The sequence below is a fragment of the Stenotrophomonas indicatrix genome, assembly GCF_002750975.1.
GTDB lineage: Bacteria > Pseudomonadota > Gammaproteobacteria > Xanthomonadales > Xanthomonadaceae > Stenotrophomonas > Stenotrophomonas indicatrix.
Genome location: NZ_PEJS01000001.1, coordinates 3514319 through 3531344, shown reverse-complemented (window position 1 = coordinate 3531344; position 17026 = coordinate 3514319). Strand labels below are relative to the sequence as shown.

The following is a 17026-nucleotide window of genomic DNA, read 5'->3' as shown; positions in this document are numbered from 1 at the left end:
ATTCGTTGAACGATAGCGCCGGGCCATGCCCGGCGGCTCCTTTGCCGCGTCGCGCGGCAAAAATCCGCCGGGCACGGCCCGGCGCTACCGGAATCGTTTCAATCCGCGCGCGATACGCTCCACCGCTTCCTGCAGCCGCGGCACTTCCTGGGTATAGGCCAGGCGTACGTGCTGGTTCGATCGATGGAAGCCGAAATCCAGGCCCGGGGTGAACGCCACATGCTCGGTCTCCAGGAAGTGCGCGCAGAACGCCTGCGCGTCATCGGTGAACGCACTGACGTCGGCGTACAGGTAGAACGCCCCCTGCGGCTCCACTTCGATGCGGAAGCCAAGCTCGCGCAGGGCTGGCAGCAGGAAGTCGCGGCGCTGCTGGAAGGCCTGGCAGCGCTGCTCGAAGATCGCCATCGCCTCGTCGCTGAAACAGGCAAGGGCCGCGTGCTGGGCGATGCTCGAAGCGCTGATGTACAGGTTCTGCGCCAGCTTCTCCAGGTCGGTTACCGCCGCCGGTGGCGCCACCAGCCAGCCCAGTCGCCAGCCGGTCATGCCGAAGTACTTGGAGAAACTGTTCAGCACGAACGCGCTGTCATCGACCTGCAGCACGCTCGCTGCATCCAGGCCGTAGGTCAGGCCGTGATAGATCTCGTCGACCACCAGGTGGCCGCCGCGCGCATGCAGTGAAGCCGAGAGGGCCGCCAGTTCATCGGCTGACAGCACGGTGCCGGTGGGATTGGCCGGCGACGCCACCAGCGCGCCGACGCTGTCGGCGTTCCAGTGCTGCTGCACCAGCGAAGGGGTCAACTGGTAGGCCGTTTCGGGGCCGACCGGGACCAGCTGCGCGCCGCCTTCCACCAGCCGCAGGAAGTGGCGGTTGCACGGATAACCGGGATCGGCCAGCAGCCAGTGGCGGCCGGGGTCGACCAGCAGGCTGCTGGCCAGCAGCAGCGCGCCGGAGCCGCCCGGCGTGACCAGGATGCGTTCGGGGTCGATATCCAGGCCGTAATGACTGCGATAGAAACCGCTGATCGCCTGGCGCAGGGCGGGCAGGCCGCGTGCGGCGGTGTAGCGGGTGTGGCCGGCGGCCAACGCCGCCTGGCCGGCACGCACGACCGGCTCGGCGGTGGTGAAGTCCGGTTCGCCGATCTCCAGATGGATCACATCGTGACCGGCCTGTTCCAGCGCCTGTGCGCGGGCCAGCAGGGACATCACGTGGAAGGGAGCGATTTCGTGGCTGCGCCGGCTGTAGCCCGGCGTGTGGGGCAGGGTACTCATGCCCCACATGGTACGCCGGGTGTCCCGGTAGTGCCGGCCGCTGGCCGGCAACCTCGGGATGAACAGTCTGCTGCCGTTGCCGGCCAGCGGCCGGCACTACCTCCGCGCGTCCATGACGATCCGCAGGGTTGCCCGCAGCCCCCCTGCCACCCAGACTCAGGCACAAGGACGCCATTGCATTGCCGATCAAGGAGCCTTATTTCATGAAATCCACTCTCTGCCTGTTGCTTGCGAGCCTGATGACCAGCACCGCTACCGCCGCCACCCCGCCCGTTCCGCCGGATGTTGAGAAGCGTCCGCACGTGGTCAAGGCGCCGTTCGGCGCGACCCGCAACGATGACTATTACTGGCTGCGCGACGACAAGCGCGAGGACAAGGCCATGCTGGCCTACCTGCAGGCCGAGAACGCCTACGCCGACCAGCTGCTGGCACCGCTGAAGCCGCTGGAGGATGCGCTGTACGGCGAGATCGTCGGCCGCATCAAGCAGGACGATGCCAGCGTGCCGGCGCGCGAGCGCGGCTACTGGTACTACAGCCGCTACGAGACCGGCCAGGACTATCCCATCCATGCGCGCCGCAAGGCCAGCATGGACGCGCCGGAAGAGGTCCTGCTCAACGTCAACACGATGGCTGCTGGCAAGGGCTATTTCAGCGTCGGCTCGATGGAGGTCAGCCAGGACAACCAGCTGCTGGCCTGGGCCGACGATGACGTGGGCCGCCGCCAGTACGTCATCCGCTTCAAGGACCTGCGCACCGGCGCGGTGCTGCCGGATACGATCACCGGCACCTCCGGCGACCTGGTCTGGGCCGACGACAACCGCACCGTGCTGTATGTCGAGAACGATCCGGAAACCCTGCTGACCGTGCGGGTGAAGAAGCACGTGCTGGGCACCCCGGCCAGCGCCGACACCGTCGTCTACGAAGAGAAGGACGACAGCTTCTACATGGGCATCGGCCGCACCCGCGACGATCGCTTCATCACCATCGGCGTGCACAGCACCGTGTCCTCCGAAGAGCGCTACGCGCCGGCCAGCGACCCGACCACGTTCACCGTGCTCGCCCCGCGCCAGCGCGACGTGGAGTACGACGCCGACCACTATGACGGCCGCTGGGTGATCCGCACCAACGATGGCGCGAAGAACTTCAAGCTGGTGACCGCACCGACCGACGCCACCTCGCGTGCGCAGTGGAAGGATTGGATCGCCCATGACGATGCGGTGTTCATCGAAGGCTTCGAACTGTTCGATACCTACACCGCCATCGCCGAACGTTCCGAAGGCCTGGAGCGCATCCGCCTGCTGTTCAAGGACGGTCGCAACGACTACGTAAAGGCCGACGAACCGGCCTATTCGATGGGCCTGGGCGACAACACCGAGGCTGACACCACGTGGCTGCGCTACGTGTACACCTCGATGACCACGCCGACCACGGTGTACGAACTGAACACCGCCACCGGCGAGCGTCGCCAGCTCAAGCAGCAGCCGGTGATCGGCTATGACGCCTCGAAGTACGAGACCGACCGGGTGTGGATCACCGCGCGCGACGGGGTGAAGGTGCCGGTGTCGCTGGTCTATCGCAAGGGCTACAGGAAGGATGGCACCGGCGCGCTGTTCCAGTACGCCTACGGCAGCTACGGCATGTCGATGGACCCCTACTTCAACCAGACGGCGGTGAGCCTGCTCGACCGTGGTGTGGTGTACGCCATCGCCCACATCCGCGGTGGCCAGGAAATGGGTCGCGACTGGTACGAGAACGGCAAGCTGCTGCACAAGCAGAACACCTTCAACGACTTCATCGACGTCACCCGTGGCCTGGTGGCACAGGGCTGGGCGGCGAAGGACCGTGTCGCCGCGTCCGGTGGCAGCGCCGGTGGCCTGCTGATGGGCGCCATCGCCAACCAGGCGCCGCAGGACTACCGCGTGCTGGTGGCGCAGGTGCCGTTCGTGGACGTGGTCACCACCATGCTCGACCCGACCATCCCGCTGACCACCAACGAGTACGACGAGTGGGGCAACCCCGAGCAGAAGCCGTACTACGAGTACATGCTGTCCTACTCGCCCTACGACAACGTGAAAAAGCAGGCCTATCCGTCGCTGTTCGTGGGTACCGGCCTGTGGGATTCGCAGGTGCAGTACTGGGAACCGGCCAAGTGGGTGGCCAAGCTGCGTGATGACAACACCAGCACCTTCCCGATCCTGTTCCGCACCAACATGGAAGCCGGCCACGGCGGCAAGTCCGGGCGCTTCCAGCGTTACCGCGAACTGTCCGAGTCGTATGCATTCGTGCTGCAGCAGCTGGGCATCGAAACGCCCGCGGCCGGTGCTGCGACGGAATGACGCAACGTGGCGGCGGTGATATCGCCGCCGCCACCTGCGCTCGGTATCCTTGCGCGATGCGCCCGCCCGAACCGCCCACCACCAAGGACCTGCCAACGCCCGCCCGGCCGGTGCGGTTCCGTTGGGCGTGGTGGCTGCTGGCCTATGCCAGCCTGGGCACCGGCATCGTCGGCATCTTCGTGCCGGGGCTGCCTACCACCGTATTCATCCTGATCTCGGCCTGGGCCGCCTCGCGCGGCTCCGAGCGCCTGCACGGCTGGCTGCTGCAGCACCCGCGCTTCGGCCCGGCCATCGCCAACTGGCAGGCACATGGTGCGGTGAGCCGCTACGGCAAATGGATGGCCACGATCACCATGGCGGTGTGCGCCGGCATCATGTTGTGGTGCGTGCCGGTGGCCTGGGTGAAGTGGTTCTCGATCGGCAGCATGACCTTGGTGGCGATCTGGCTGTGGACCCGGCCGCTGCCGCCGGCCGATTGATCTCTCCCGCCGGGCATGGCCCTGCGTTGCCACGGTGCCGGGTTGCGGCAGCGCCGGGCCATGCCCGGCGGATGCGTGGCGCGGCGCCCTGCACCAACCGCTCAGCCGCCAATGGCTATACTCGGGGCATGAACATCCCCCATCGCAATGTCATCCTGATTCCGCTGGCAGCGGCCTCGCTGCTGTTCCTCGCCGCATGCGGCAACAAGGGCCCGCTGGTGCTGCCGCAGAAGCCGGTGCCGGTGGAAGAAGCCGTCGAACCGGCCGCTGATGCCGACGCCACGCCTGCTGCCACCCAGGCCCCGCGCGACGGCAGTCCGTCCGTCACTCCTGATCCGGCCAAGAAGGTGGACGACGGGAATGAGTAAGGCCGGTACCAACGGCCTGCGCTTCAGCAAGATGCACGGCGCGGGCAACGATTTCGTAGTGATCGACCTGCGCGACGGCACGCCGCCGCCCACCCCGGAACTGGCCGCGCGCCTGGCCGACCGCCATACCGGCGTCGGCTGCGACCAGATCCTGACCATCGAGCCGCCGCGCGCCGAAGGCTCCGTCGCCTCTTACCGCATCTGGAACGCCGATGGTTCCAATTCAGAGCAGTGCGGCAACGGCGCGCGCTGCATCGCTGCCTGGCTGGTGCGCGAGGGCAGTGCGCAGGGCGACCGCTTCGTCATCGACAGCCCGCTGGCCAGCCACGCCGTGGATGTCCTCGGCGATGGCCAGTACGCGGTGGCGATGGGCGTGCCGCTGTTCGATCCGGCGCAGGTGCCGCTGATCGGCTTCGCCCACCCGCGTGAGGAGTACCTGCTGCCACTGCAGGGTGAGACCGTGCGCTTCGCGGCGGTGTCGATGGGCAATCCGCACGCGGTGATCGAAGTGGGCCTGGTCGATGCCGCACCGGTCGAGCGCGTGGGCGGACTGCTGCAGCAGCATGCCTCGTTCCCGAAGTCGGTGAACGTGGGCTTCGCCCAGGTAATGGGCCCGGAACATGTGCGCCTGCGCGTGTTCGAGCGCGGCGCGGGTGAAACCCTGGCCTGCGGCAGTGGCGCCTGCGCGGCGGCAGTGACCCTGATGCATCGCGGCCGCCTGCAGCGCGATGCGCGCATCAGCCTGCCTGGTGGCGACCTGCGCATCCAGTGGCCGGGCGATGGCCAGCCGGTGGTGATGGCGGGCCCGACCGCATTCGTCTTCGAAGGGGAGTGGATCGCATGACTGAGACCGTCGACAAGCTCGGTGCCCATGAAGTCGCCGCCTGGTTGCGGCGCCATCCGGGTTTCCTCAAGCAGTTCCCGGACCTGGCGCTGACCCTGGTGGTGCCACGCGATGACGGCCCGACCGCATCGCTGGCCAGCTACCAGCTGGAAGTGCTGCGCGAGAAGAACCGCGAGCTGGCGCGACGGTTGGCCGACCTGGGCGCGACCGCGCAGGTCAACGAGCGGTTGGCGGTGCGCACGCATCAGCTCACCCTGGCCCTGATGAAGCAGGACAACGCCGCCGACACGCTGCGCGCGATGGCGGCGTCACTGCAGGAAGATTTCGCCGGCGATCTGGTGCGGCTGGTCGTGCATGCGCCGGTGGCCGGGCTGGAGCAGGCCGAGTGGCTGCAGGTGCTGGCTGCCGATGATGCGCAGCTGGGCCCGTTCCGCGACTGCCTTAAGGATGGTGAGCCGATCTGCGGCCGCCTGCACAGCGACAAGAACGCGGTGCTGTACGGCGCGCGCAGCGAGGAGGTGCAGACCACCGCGCTGCTGCCGCTGCCGGGTGTTGGCCTGATCGCGGTGGGCAGCCATGATCCGAACCGCTTCTATCCCGGCATGGGCACGCTGTTCCTGCGGATGATGGGCGAGGCCCTGGTGACCGGGCTCAAGCGCTTCGCGGATTGAGCGGGAAACGACGACGATGAGCGCGGTGCAGGCGTTCCTGCAGCACCTGCAGGTGGAGCGGCGGATGTCGGCGCATACGCTCGACGCCTACCGCCGCGACCTGGATGCGTTGTCGGTGTGGGCCGAACCCCGCGGGGTGGCCGTGGAGGCGCTGGATACCGATGCGGTGCGCCAGTTCGTTGCCGATGAACACCGCCGTGGCCTGTCGGCCAAGAGCCTGCAACGCCGGCTGTCGGCCTGCCGCAGCTTCTATGCCTGGCTGCTCAAGCATGGCCGCATCGAGGCCAGCCCGGCAGCGACACTGAAGGCGCCGCGTGCGCCGCGACGGCTGCCGCAGGTGCTCGACGCCGATGAAGCCGTGCAGCTGGTTGAACTGGAACCGGAAGGCGAGCTGGGTCGTCGTGACCGCGCGCTGCTGGAACTGTTCTATTCCTCCGGCCTGCGCTTGAGCGAAGTCTGTGCGCTGACCTGGCGCGATCTGGATTTCGCCAGCGGCCTGGTCAACGTGATGGGCAAGGGCAACCGGCAACGTCGCGTCCCCTTCGGAAAGCCGGCACGCGAAGCGCTGCTGACCTGGCGCAGCGAAAGTGGCGGTGGTGGCGCCACACCGGTTTTTCCCGGCCGCAACGGGCCGATCAGCCAGCGCGCGGTGCAGATCCGCATCCGCCAGCTGGCGCAGCGCCAGGGCCTGTTCAAGCACGTGCACCCGCACATGCTGCGGCACAGTTTCGCCAGCCACATCCTGGAATCCTCCGGTGACCTGCGCGGTGTGCAGGAACTGCTCGGCCATGCCGACATCGCCACCACGCAGATCTACACCCACCTGGATTTCCAGCATCTGGCCAAGGTCTACGATGCTGCGCATCCGCGCGCGAAACGTCGCAAAGACCCGCCCGACACGGGGGGGTAGCGCCGGGCCATGCCCGGCGGCTGTGCGATCCATGTGGCGTGTATGCGCCGCCGCCCGCGCTGCGCGCTCGCCGGGCATGGCCCGGCGCTACCGGAACGGCCGCCGCTTGATCTGGATCAGGGCGGGGGCAGTGGTCGCCGGTGCATCGTGGCCGCAGGCCACGACGAGATGCCGACCATGGCAAAGCCCATTCCGCTGCGTCCCAATCACCCCGAGCGCATCTGCTGGGGCTGCGACCGTTACTGCGCTGCCGACGCACTGGCCTGTGGCAACGGCTCGGGCCGCACCCAGCACCCGATCGAGACGCAGGGTGAGGACTGGTACGTGGCATGGGGCATTGAACCCAATCCGGACCGGCCATCGCATGCCAAGCGCTGAACGGCAGCTATCGGCGCAGGCTTGATCGCTTCGGCGGCTGTCCCCATGTCCCGTGAACAGCTATCGGAGGCCGCATGGACCCCAGTCAGAATCCCACCGTTTTCCACGCCACCACCATCGTCTGCGTTCGTCGCGGCGAGCACGTGGCCATTGCCGGCGACGGCCAGGTCACCCTCGGCCACACGGTGATGAAGGGCAACGCACGCAAGGTCCGCCGCCTTGGCCGCGATGGCCAGGTGCTGGCCGGCTTTGCCGGTGCCGCCGCCGATGCCTTCACCCTGTTCGAGCTGTTCGAAGCCAAGCTGGAAAAGCATGGCCAGCTGCAGCGTGCCGCGGTGGAACTGGCCAAGGATTGGCGCACCGAGCGCCGCCTCGGCAAGCTCGAAGCCCTGCTGGCGGTGGCCGACAAGGAAACCTCGCTGATCATCAGCGGCACCGGCGACGTCATCGAGCCGGAGGACGGCATCATCGCCATCGGTTCCGGTGGTTCGTATGCGCTGTCCGCTGCACGCGCGCTGATGGCGCACACCGAACTGGATGCACGCACCATCGCCAGCGAAGCGATCAACATCGCCGGTGACATCTGCATCTACACCAACCGCAACGTGGTGGTCGAGGAGTTGTGACGGGGAACCGTCACACGCATTCCTGATCCGCCGGGCATGGCCCGGCGCTACCGACAACGCATTCGTGAGCACACCCATGCCGCACAAGATCGAAGTTTCCTCCGCCACCATGACCCCGCGCGAGATCGTGCAGGAGCTGGACCGGCACATCGTCGGCCAGCACGACGCCAAGCGCGCGGTCGCCATCGCCCTGCGCAACCGCTGGCGCCGCATGCAGCTGCAGCCCGAGCTGCGCAACGAGGTCATGCCCAAGAACATCCTGATGATCGGCCCGACCGGCGTCGGCAAGACCGAGATCGCGCGCCGCCTGGCCACGCTGGCCAACGCGCCGTTCGTCAAGGTCGAAGCGACCCGCTTCACCGAAGTCGGCTATGTCGGCAAGGATGTCGAGCAGATCATCCGTGACCTGGCCGATACCGCGGTCAAGCTGTACCGCGAGCAGGCCAAGGTGCGCGTGCGCACGCAGGCCGAAGAGCGCGCCGAAGACCGCATCCTCGATGCGCTGCTGCCGCGCCGCAGCGGTGGCATCGGCTTCGACCCGGAGGCTGCGCGCAACGAACCGTCGGCGCAGGACAACGAGACCCGCATCAAGTTCCGCAAGATGCTGCGCAACGGCGAGCTGGACGATCGCGAGATCGAGCTCGACCTGACCGCCAACGTCAGCATGGACATCATGACCCCGCCGGGCATGGAGGAAATGGGCCAGCAGCTGAAGTCGATGTTCGCCAACCTCGGTGGTGGCGCCAAGGCCCACAAGCGCACGCTGACCATCAAGGCCGCGCGTCCGCTGCTGCAGGAGGAAGAGGCTGGCAAGCTGGTCAACGAGGACGACATCCGCACTGCCGCGATCGAGGCCTGCGAGCAGCACGGCATCGTGTTCATCGACGAGATCGACAAGGTCGCCAAGCGGGGTGACAACGTGGGCGGTGGCGATGTCTCGCGCGAAGGCGTGCAGCGCGATCTGCTGCCGCTGGTGGAAGGTTCCAACGTGTCCACCAAGTACGGCACGATCAAGACCGACCACATCCTGTTCATCGCATCGGGTGCGTTCCACCTGGCCAAGCCCAGTGACCTGATCCCGGAACTGCAGGGTCGCTTCCCGATCCGCGTGGAGCTGGGTGCGCTGAGCAAGGCTGATTTCGTGCGCATCCTGACCGAGCCGAAGGCTGCGCTGACCAAGCAGTACGAAGCGCTGCTGGCCACCGAAGGCGTCAAGGTCAGCTTCACCACCGATGCCATCGACCGCCTGGCCGAGATCGCCTTCCAGGTGAACGAGCGCCAGGAGAACATCGGTGCGCGCCGCCTGCATACCGTGCTGGAGCGCCTGCTGGATTCGCTCAGCTACGAAGCACCGGACCGCGATGGTGAAACCCTGGCTATCGACAGTGCCTATGTCGATGCGCACCTGGGTGAACTGGTGCAGGACCCGGACCTGAGCCGTTACATCCTGTAACCGGGAATGCGAAAAGGCCGCCGAAAGGCGGCCTTTTTCGTTATGCAGGGTCGGCTCCCTCGCCATGGCGAGGGCTCCGACCCGTTACGTACTCGCCGGGCATGGCCCGGCGCTACATTTGTGGCCGAATCTGCGGTAACGCCGGGCCATGCCCGGCGGCGCCGTCACGCCTCCGGCAGCGGCTCGGGTACCGAACCCGGTACGAACACGCCTTCCTTCACGTAGGCGGCCAGGGTCATGTCCAGCGCCAGCATGCCGTCGCGCTTGAGGTCCATCAGGTCCGGTTCGACCATCGCCCCGTGCAGCACGCCGAGCACGGTGGCGTGCAGCATGCGCGCGGCGATCTTCGGGTCGGCGCCGTCGCGCAGCTGGCCCAGGTCCTGGGCACGGCGCAGGGCGCGTTCCATCCGGTCCAGGGCATCGCGGAAACCGCTCTGCTGCAGTTCGGTCAGCACCCTGGTGTCGGCCGAGGCATCGCTGCGCAGCATGATCTCCATGGTCTTGCGCAGGCGCTCGTCCTCGGACAGCTCGATGAACGAGTGGATCATCACCGCGCGCAGGTCATGCACCGGCGTGTCGCGCTGGTCGGTGGAGGTGCGCTCCAGCTCCTGCATGAAGGGCAGGTGCACCCGTTCGACGATCGCGGTCAGCACCTCGCCCTTGTTCTTGAAATGCCAGTACACGGCGCCGCGGGTGTAGCCGGCGCGGGCACCGATCATCTCCAGCGTGGTCCGGGCCACGCCGTGTTCGTGGAAACAGGCTTCGGCGGCATCCAGGATGCCTTCGCGGGTTGCCTGGGTGTCCTCTTTGGTTTTGCGGGCCATGAGCGGGTACGAGTGCGGGTGAAACGTGGCTGAATTGTACCGCTTTACAAACAAACACGCATGTATGTATATTTCCCTCCCATCATTCCCGTCGTGTGCGTGGCAGGCCTGTCCTGGCTCCCACTTCACGCGGGTGGGCGCTGTCCGCGCGGTCTTCACTCCTGCAAGGGGAGGGGCCGTCGTATCAGCACCTGCTGAGATCCCTCCCTTCAAGAGCCATTCCCATCATGTTGCTGAGCCGAATCCGACCCTTCGCGTTGTCGCTGGCCATCGCTGCCACCGTCGCTGCCTGCGGCGGCCAACCCCAGGCACCCGAACAGGGGCCGGGCCAGGTCAGCGTGGTCACGCTGAAGTCCGAGACCGTCGGGCTGACCCGTGAGCTGCCGGGCCGCACCAACGCCTTCCTGGTGGCCGAAGTGCGCCCGCAGGTCAACGGCATCGTCGCCAAGCGCCTGTTCACCGAGGGTGGGATGGTCAAGGCCGGCGAGCCGCTGTACCAGATCGAGGACGCCAGCTATCGCGCCCAGGCCAACAGTGCGCGTGCACAGCTGGCCCGCGCCGAAGCCACCGCCAATGCGGCGCGGCTGAGCGCCAAGCGCATCACCGAGCTGGCCAAGGTCGACGCGGTCAGCCAGCAGGATCTGGAAAACGCCGTGGCTGCGCAGAAGCAGGCAGAGGCCGATGTCGGCGCCGCCAAGGCCTCACTGGATGCCGCCAACGTGACCCTCGGCTATGCGCGCATCACCGCGCCGATCAGCGGCCGCATCGGCAAGTCCACCGTCACCCAGGGCGCGCTGGTCAGCGCCGGCCAGGCCACGGCGCTGGCAACCGTGCAGCAGCTGGACCCGATCTACGTCGACCTGACCCAGTCCTCGGCCGAGCTGCTGCAGCTGCGCCGCGAGCTGGCCGCCGGCCGCCTGCAGGACAACCAGCAGACGCCGGTCAGCATCCTGATGGAAGACGGCAGCACCTTCGAACACAAGGGCACGCTGGAGTTCTCCGAAGTCAGCGTCGATCCGGCCACCGGCAGCTTCGCGCTGCGGGTCAGGGTCGACAACCCCGATGGCCTGCTGATGCCGGGCATGTACGTGCGCGCGGTGATCGGCGGCGGTGTGCGCAGCGATGCGGTGCTGGTGCCGATGCAGGGCATCGCCCGCGATCCGAAGGGCGATACCAGTGCAATGGTGGTCGGCAAGGACAACAAGGTCGAAGTGCGCCCGGTCAAGGTCAGCCGCACCGTCGGCGACAAGTGGCTGGTCGAGGACGGCCTGAAGGCCGGCGACAAGGTCATCGTCGAAGGCCTGCAGAAGATCGGCCCGGGCATGCCCGTGAATGCCACCGAACAGGGCGCCGCCCCGGCCAAGCCGGCCGCCGCCCAACCTGCAGCTGCGGCCGCAGGCGCGAAGTAAGCGGAGAACTCCATGGCACGTTTCTTCATCGATCGACCCATCTTCGCGTGGGTCATCGCGATCATCATCATGCTCGCCGGCGGCCTGGCCCTGTTCAAGCTGCCGATCTCGATGTACCCCAACGTCGCACCGCCGGCGGTGGAAATCAGCGCCAGCTACCCGGGTGCTTCGGCCAAGGTGGTCGAAGACTCGGTGACGCAGATCATCGAGCAGAACATGAAGGGCCTTGATGGCCTGATCTATTTCTCCTCCAACAGTTCGTCCAATGGCCAGGCCACCATCACCCTGACCTTCGAGAGCGGGACCAACCCCGACATCGCCCAGGTGCAGGTGCAGAACAAGCTGCAGCTGGCGATGCCGCTGCTGCCGCAGGAAGTGCAGCGGCAGGGCATCAACGTGGCCAAGTCCAGCTCGGGCTTCCTGAACGTCATCGCGTTCGTGTCCGAAGACGGCAGCATGGATGCCAACGACATCGCCGACTACGTTGGTTCCAACGTCGTGGACCGTCTCAGCCGCGTTCCGGGCGTGGGCAACATCCAGGTGTTCGGTGGCAAGTACGCCATGCGCATCTGGCTGGACCCGAACAAGCTGCACACCTACGGCATGTCGGTGCCGGAAGTGGTCGCTGCGGTGAAGGCACAGAACGCGCAGGTGGCCATCGGCCAGCTGGGTGGTGCGCCGTCGGTGAAGGGCCAGCAGCTCAACGCCACCATCAACGCGCAGTCGCGCCTGCAGACCCCGGAACAGTTCCGCAACATCATCGTGCGCGGTGCGCAGGACGGTGCCGAACTGCGCCTGGGCGATGTAGCCCGCGTCGAGCTGGGCGCCGAGTCGTACGACTTCGTCACCCGCTACAACGGGCAGCCGGCCAGCGGCCTGGCGGTCACCCTGGCCACCGGCGCCAACGCGCTGGATACCGCTGCCGGTGTTGATGAAACGCTGAAGGAACTGGAAGGCTTCTTCCCGGCCGGCCTGAAGGCCGAGATCCCGTACGACACCACCCCGTTCGTGCGCGTGTCGATCAAGGGCGTGGTGCAGACCCTGCTCGAAGCGATCGTGCTGGTGTTCGTGGTGATGTACCTGTTCCTGCAGAACTTCCGCGCCACCCTGATCCCGACCATCGCCGTGCCGGTGGTGTTGCTGGGTACCTTCGGCGTGCTGTCGGTGCTGGGCTTCTCGGTGAACATGCTGACCATGTTCGCGATGGTGCTGGCCATCGGCCTGCTGGTGGACGATGCCATCGTGGTGGTGGAGAACGTCGAGCGCATCATGTCCGAAGAGGGCCTGTCGCCGCTGGAAGCCACCCGCAAGTCGATGAGCCAGATCACCGGCGCGCTGGTGGGCATCGGCCTGGTGCTGTCGGCGGTGTTCGTGCCGATGGCCTTCATGAGCGGCTCCACCGGCGTGATCTACCGGCAGTTCTCGGCGACGATCGTCTCGGCGATGGCGTTGTCGGTGCTGGTCGCGATCGTGCTTACCCCGGCGCTGTGCGCCACCATGCTCAAGCCGCTGAAGAAGGGTGAGCACCATGTCGCCCACCGCGGGTTCGCCGGTCGCTTCTTCAACGGTTTCAACCGTGGCTTCGACCGCACCAGCGAGAGCTACCAGCGCGGCGTGCGCGGCATCCTGCATCGCCCGTGGCGGTTCATGGGCATCGTGGCCGCGCTGTTCCTGCTGATGGGCGTGCTGTTCGTGCGCCTGCCCAGCTCGTTCCTGCCCAACGAAGACCAGGGTGTGCTGATGGCGCTGGTGCAGGCACCGGTAGGCGCAACCCAGGAGCGCACGCTGGAATCGATCGCCGCGCTCGAAAAGCACTTCATGGAAAACGAGAAGGGTGCCGTCGAATCGGTGTTCTCGGTGCAGGGCTTCAGCTTCGCCGGCATGGGCCAGAACGCGGGCATGGCCTTCGTCAAGTTGAAGGACTGGAAGGATCGTGACGCCGACAACGGTGTGATGCCGATCACCGGACGTGCGATGGCCGCGCTGGGGCAGATAAAGGATGCCTTCATCTTTGCCTTCCCGCCGCCGGCCATTCCGGAACTGGGTACGGCTTCCGGCTACACCTTCTTCCTGAAGGACAACAGCGGCCAGGGTCACGAGGCATTGCTGGCGGCCCGCAACCAGCTGCTCGGCTTGGCGGCCGGCAGCAAGAAGCTGGCCAACGTGCGACCGAACGGCCAGGAAGACACGCCGCAGTTCCGCATCGATATCGATGTGGCCAAGGCCAGCTCGCTGGGCCTGTCGATCGACCAGGTCAACACCACCCTGGCCACCGCGTGGGGCAGCTCGTACATCGATGACTTCATCGATCGCGGCCGCGTCAAGCGCGTGTTCGTGCAGGCTGACCAGCCGTTCCGCATGGTGCCGGAGGACTTCGATCTCTGGTCGGTGAAGAACGACAAGGGCGAGATGGTTCCGTTCAGCGCCTTCGCCAGCAAGCATTGGGACTACGGCTCGCCGCGCCTGGAACGCTACAACGGCGTGTCGGCTACCGAAATCCAGGGCGAGCCGGCCCCGGGCGTGGCGTCCGGTGATGCCATGGCCGAGATCGAACAGCTGGCCAAGCAGTTGCCGGCGGGCTTCGGCGTCGAGTGGACGGCGATGTCCTACCAGGAGCGCCAGGCGGGCTCGCAGACGCCGCTGCTGTACACCCTGTCGCTGATGATCGTGTTCCTGTGCCTTGCCGCGTTGTATGAAAGCTGGAGCGTGCCGACCTCGGTGCTGCTGGTGGCGCCGCTGGGTATTCTCGGTGCGGTGCTGGCCAACACCTTCCGTGGCATGGAGCGCGACATCTATTTCCAGGTGGCGATGCTGACCACGGTGGGCCTGACCAGCAAGAACGCGATCCTGATCGTCGAGTTCGCCAAGGAGCATCTGGAGAAGGGCGCGGGGCTGATCGAAGCGACGATGCACGCGGTCCGCGACCGTCTGCGCCCGATCATCATGACCTCGCTGGCCTTCGGCATGGGCGTGCTGCCGCTGGCGATCTCCAGCGGTGCCGGCTCCGGCGCCAAGCAGGCGATCGGCACCGGCGTGCTCGGTGGCATGGTGGTCGGCACCGTACTCGGCGTGTTCTTCGTGCCGCTGTTCTTCGTCGTGGTGCAGCGCGTGTTCAAGAAGCGCAACGCCACCAGCTGATTCGAAACGGTAGTGCCGGCCGCTGGCCGGCAGCTGCTGCTCGCTTGATGTGAATCCAATGAGGTTGCCGGCCAGCGGCCGGCACTACCTCCTGCCATCCGGCAGTACCGATGGAAGTCATTCCAATGAAAAGTGCATCTCTGTTCCTCTCCATCGCTGCGGCACTGGCGCTTGCCGGCTGCGGCACCCTGGCGCCGAAGGACACCGCAGTGGCCCCGGCCATTCCGTCGCAGTGGCCGGCTGAAGCCGCGCAGGGCGAAGTGGCCGATGCGGCCGCGGTCGGCTGGCGTGACTTCTTCACCGACGAGCGCCTGCAGCAGGTGATCGGCCAGGCGCTGGACAACAACCGCGACCTGCGCGTGGCCGTGCTCAACGTCGAAAAGGCGCGTGGCCAGTATCGCGTGCAGCGCGCAGACCGGGTGCCGGCCGTGGCCGTGACCGGGCAGATGGACCGCCGCGGTGGCGACGTGCCGGTCACCGAGCAGTTCAGCGCGGGCGTCGGCGTGGCCGAGTTCGAACTGGACCTGTTCGGCCGCGTGCGCAACCTGAGCGAAGCCGCGCTGCAGCAGTACTTCGCTGTAGCCGCCAACCGCCGCAACGCGCAGCTGAGCCTGGTGGCCGAGACCGCCACCGCGTGGTTGACCTACGGTGCCGACGCGCAACAGTTGAAAATCGCCGAAGCCACGGTGAAGACCTATGAGGATTCGCTGCGCCTGGCCGAAGCGCGCCATGAGCGCGGTGGCAGTTCAGGGTTGGAACTGACCCAGACCCGCACCCTGGTGGAAACCGCGCGTACCGATGCCGCACGCCTGCGTGGACAGCTGGCCCAGGACCGCAACGCGCTGGCGCTGCTGGCCGGTGGCCAGCTGGATCCGGCGCTGTTGCCGGACAGCATCGCGCCGCAGGTGCTTGCGTTGGCACCACCGCCGGCTGGCCTGCCCAGCGACGTGCTGCTGCAGCGCCCGGACATCATGGCGGCGGAGCATCAGCTGTTGGCAGCCAATGCCAACATCGGTGCCGCACGCGCTGCCTTCTTCCCCAGCATCTCGCTGACCGGCAGCATCGGCAGTGGCTCGGGTGAATTGTCCGGCCTGTTCGACAGCGGTACGCGGGTGTGGAGCTTCCTGCCGAAGCTTACCTTGCCGATCTTCCAGGGCGGCAAGCTGCGCGCGAACCTGGCCGTGGCCAACGCCGACCGCGATATCGCGCTGGCGCAGTACGAAAAGTCGATCCAGAGTGGTTTCCGCGAAACCGCCGATGCGCTGGCATTGAATGTCAGCCTGGATGAACAGGCGGCCTCGCAGCAGCGCCTGGTGGAAGCGGCCGAGCAGGCCAACCGCCTGTCGCAGGCGCGCTATGACGCGGGCCTGGACAGCTTCGTCACCCTGCTGGATGCACGTCGTACGGCCTACAACGCGCAGCAGAGCCAGCTGCAGACACAGCTGGCGCAGCAGGCCAACCGCATCACGCTGTACAAGGTGCTGGGCGGCGGCTGGCACGAGCGCGGGTAAGCCGCTCTGATTCCGGTAGCGCCGGGCCATGCCCGGCGGCTTTCCTGTTCGGTGTTCACAGTGTCTGATGCGTTCCGCACTTGCGGCTAAGCCGCTCCGATTCCGGTAGCGCCGGGCCATGCCCGGCGGCTTTCCCGTTCGGTGTTCACGGTGTCTGATGCGTTCCGCGCTTGCGGCTAAGCCGCTCTGATTCCGGTAGCGCCGGGCCATGCCCGGCGGCTTTCCCGTTCGGTGTTCACGGTGTCTGCTGTGTTCCGCGCTTCGCGCTCGCCGGGCATGGCCCGGCGCTACCGCATCGACCAGCGGCACCACGCAAAGGGATACTCATTCAATTGGCTGGTGAGTCCCGCCCGAATGGGATTGCCCAGGATGTAGAGAGCGTGACGCCTCAAGGCTTCCTCATGACGCACCGCATGGTCAAAGTAGCTGGGCTGCCAAAGCGGTGTATCCACTCCGAACTGTTGCCCCAAGTGTCTGCTGCTGCGTGACTTCACCGTTCCCATCAGTCGGGCAAGTGTTCCACTGCGCAGTTGCACCAGCCAATGGAGATGATCGGGCATGATGACCCAGGCAAACGAGTGGCTCATGCCTGCACGTTCCACGAACCGCAGCGCTTCCAGCAGGCATGCGGCATGGTCGGGGTCTTCGAAAACCCGACGCCGCTGGCGTACGACAGTGGTGAGCACATAGCAGCTATCGACCCGGGAATCGCGGCCACGAGCAAGATGACGACTGGACATGAAGCCAGTCTGTTGGAACAGCGTGTCTGCTGGCATCGGCAATCGCCACTGATTCTTGTGGGGATCCTCC

The 17026-nt window shown here is 66.6% G+C and carries 15 protein-coding genes; 12 read left to right on the top strand and 3 right to left on the bottom strand.

Annotated elements, in window-relative coordinates; genetic code table 11:
* Nucleotides 1-84: 84 nt before the first annotated feature.
* On the bottom strand, nucleotides 85-1269 hold the full coding sequence (locus CR918_RS16170) for a pyridoxal phosphate-dependent aminotransferase (protein WP_207759526.1): 1185 nt from the start codon (nucleotides 1267-1269) through the stop codon (nucleotides 85-87).
* Between the two features lie 203 nt (nucleotides 1270-1472).
* On the opposite strand from CR918_RS16170, the gene CR918_RS16165 reads away from it, so the two are divergent.
* The 9 genes from CR918_RS16165 (at nucleotide 1473) to hslU (ending at nucleotide 9334) form a co-directional block, all read left to right on the top strand.
* On the top strand, nucleotides 1473-3605 hold the full coding sequence (locus tag CR918_RS16165; RefSeq protein ID WP_099843713.1) for a S9 family peptidase: 2133 nt from the start codon (nucleotides 1473-1475) through the stop codon (nucleotides 3603-3605).
* 56 nt (nucleotides 3606-3661) lie between these two features.
* Nucleotides 3662-4084, top strand: a complete 423-nt coding sequence (locus CR918_RS16160; RefSeq protein ID WP_099785452.1) for a YbaN family protein — start codon at nucleotides 3662-3664, stop codon at nucleotides 4082-4084.
* 128 nt (nucleotides 4085-4212) lie between these two features.
* Nucleotides 4213-4452, top strand: coding sequence for an LPS translocon maturation chaperone LptM (lptM, locus tag CR918_RS16155; RefSeq protein WP_099785450.1), 240 nt, complete (start codon nucleotides 4213-4215; stop codon nucleotides 4450-4452).
* On the top strand, nucleotides 4445-5296 hold the full coding sequence (gene dapF, locus CR918_RS16150) for a diaminopimelate epimerase (RefSeq protein ID WP_099785448.1): 852 nt from the start codon (nucleotides 4445-4447) through the stop codon (nucleotides 5294-5296). The genes lptM and dapF overlap by 8 nt, the downstream gene beginning before the upstream one ends.
* Nucleotides 5293-5967 (top strand): DUF484 family protein, encoded by a 675-nt coding sequence (locus CR918_RS16145; protein ID WP_025877290.1) that lies wholly within the window; start codon nucleotides 5293-5295, stop codon nucleotides 5965-5967. Before dapF ends, CR918_RS16145 begins: the two co-directional genes overlap by 4 nt.
* Nucleotides 5968-5983: 16 nt before the next feature.
* Nucleotides 5984-6877: a tyrosine recombinase XerC gene (gene xerC, locus CR918_RS16140; RefSeq protein ID WP_080149813.1), complete on the top strand. Its 894-nt coding sequence runs from the start codon at nucleotides 5984-5986 to the stop codon at nucleotides 6875-6877.
* Nucleotides 6878-7054: 177 nt separating this feature from the next.
* The gene (locus CR918_RS16135) at nucleotides 7055-7255 is read left to right on the top strand and encodes a DUF3079 domain-containing protein (RefSeq protein WP_099786143.1); all 201 of its coding nucleotides are present in this window, start codon (nucleotides 7055-7057) and stop codon (nucleotides 7253-7255) included.
* Between the two features lie 74 nt (nucleotides 7256-7329).
* A complete protein-coding gene (hslV, locus tag CR918_RS16130) occupies nucleotides 7330-7881 on the top strand; it encodes an ATP-dependent protease subunit HslV (RefSeq protein WP_025877284.1) in 552 nt (183 codons plus the stop codon).
* A gap of 76 nt (nucleotides 7882-7957) precedes the next feature.
* Entirely contained in the window at nucleotides 7958-9334 is a 1377-nt protein-coding gene (gene hslU, locus CR918_RS16125) for an ATP-dependent protease ATPase subunit HslU (protein WP_025877282.1), read from the top strand.
* Nucleotides 9335-9498: 164 nt separating this feature from the next.
* Here hslU and smeT read toward each other — a convergent pair whose 3' ends face one another.
* Nucleotides 9499-10158, bottom strand: coding sequence for an efflux transporter SmeDEF transcriptional repressor SmeT (gene smeT, locus CR918_RS16120; RefSeq protein WP_025877280.1), 660 nt, complete (start codon nucleotides 10156-10158; stop codon nucleotides 9499-9501).
* A gap of 227 nt (nucleotides 10159-10385) precedes the next feature.
* Between smeT and smeD the strand changes: the two genes are divergently transcribed.
* From smeD to smeF, 3 genes are all read left to right on the top strand, one after another.
* Nucleotides 10386-11567, top strand: coding sequence for a multidrug efflux RND transporter periplasmic adaptor subunit SmeD (smeD, locus tag CR918_RS16115; protein ID WP_099843711.1), 1182 nt, complete (start codon nucleotides 10386-10388; stop codon nucleotides 11565-11567).
* A gap of 12 nt (nucleotides 11568-11579) precedes the next feature.
* The gene (smeE, locus tag CR918_RS16110) at nucleotides 11580-14705 is read left to right on the top strand and encodes a multidrug efflux RND transporter permease subunit SmeE (RefSeq protein WP_080149814.1); all 3126 of its coding nucleotides are present in this window, start codon (nucleotides 11580-11582) and stop codon (nucleotides 14703-14705) included.
* Nucleotides 14706-14815: 110 nt separating this feature from the next.
* Nucleotides 14816-16216, top strand: a complete 1401-nt coding sequence (gene smeF, locus CR918_RS16105) for a multidrug efflux RND transporter outer membrane subunit SmeF (RefSeq protein ID WP_133119695.1) — start codon at nucleotides 14816-14818, stop codon at nucleotides 16214-16216.
* A 287-nt stretch (nucleotides 16217-16503) separates the two neighbouring features.
* Here smeF and CR918_RS16100 read toward each other — a convergent pair whose 3' ends face one another.
* The gene (locus CR918_RS16100; RefSeq protein ID WP_099844399.1) at nucleotides 16504-16956 is read right to left on the bottom strand and encodes an REP-associated tyrosine transposase; all 453 of its coding nucleotides are present in this window, start codon (nucleotides 16954-16956) and stop codon (nucleotides 16504-16506) included.
* Between the last annotated feature and the right edge of the window lie 70 nt (nucleotides 16957-17026).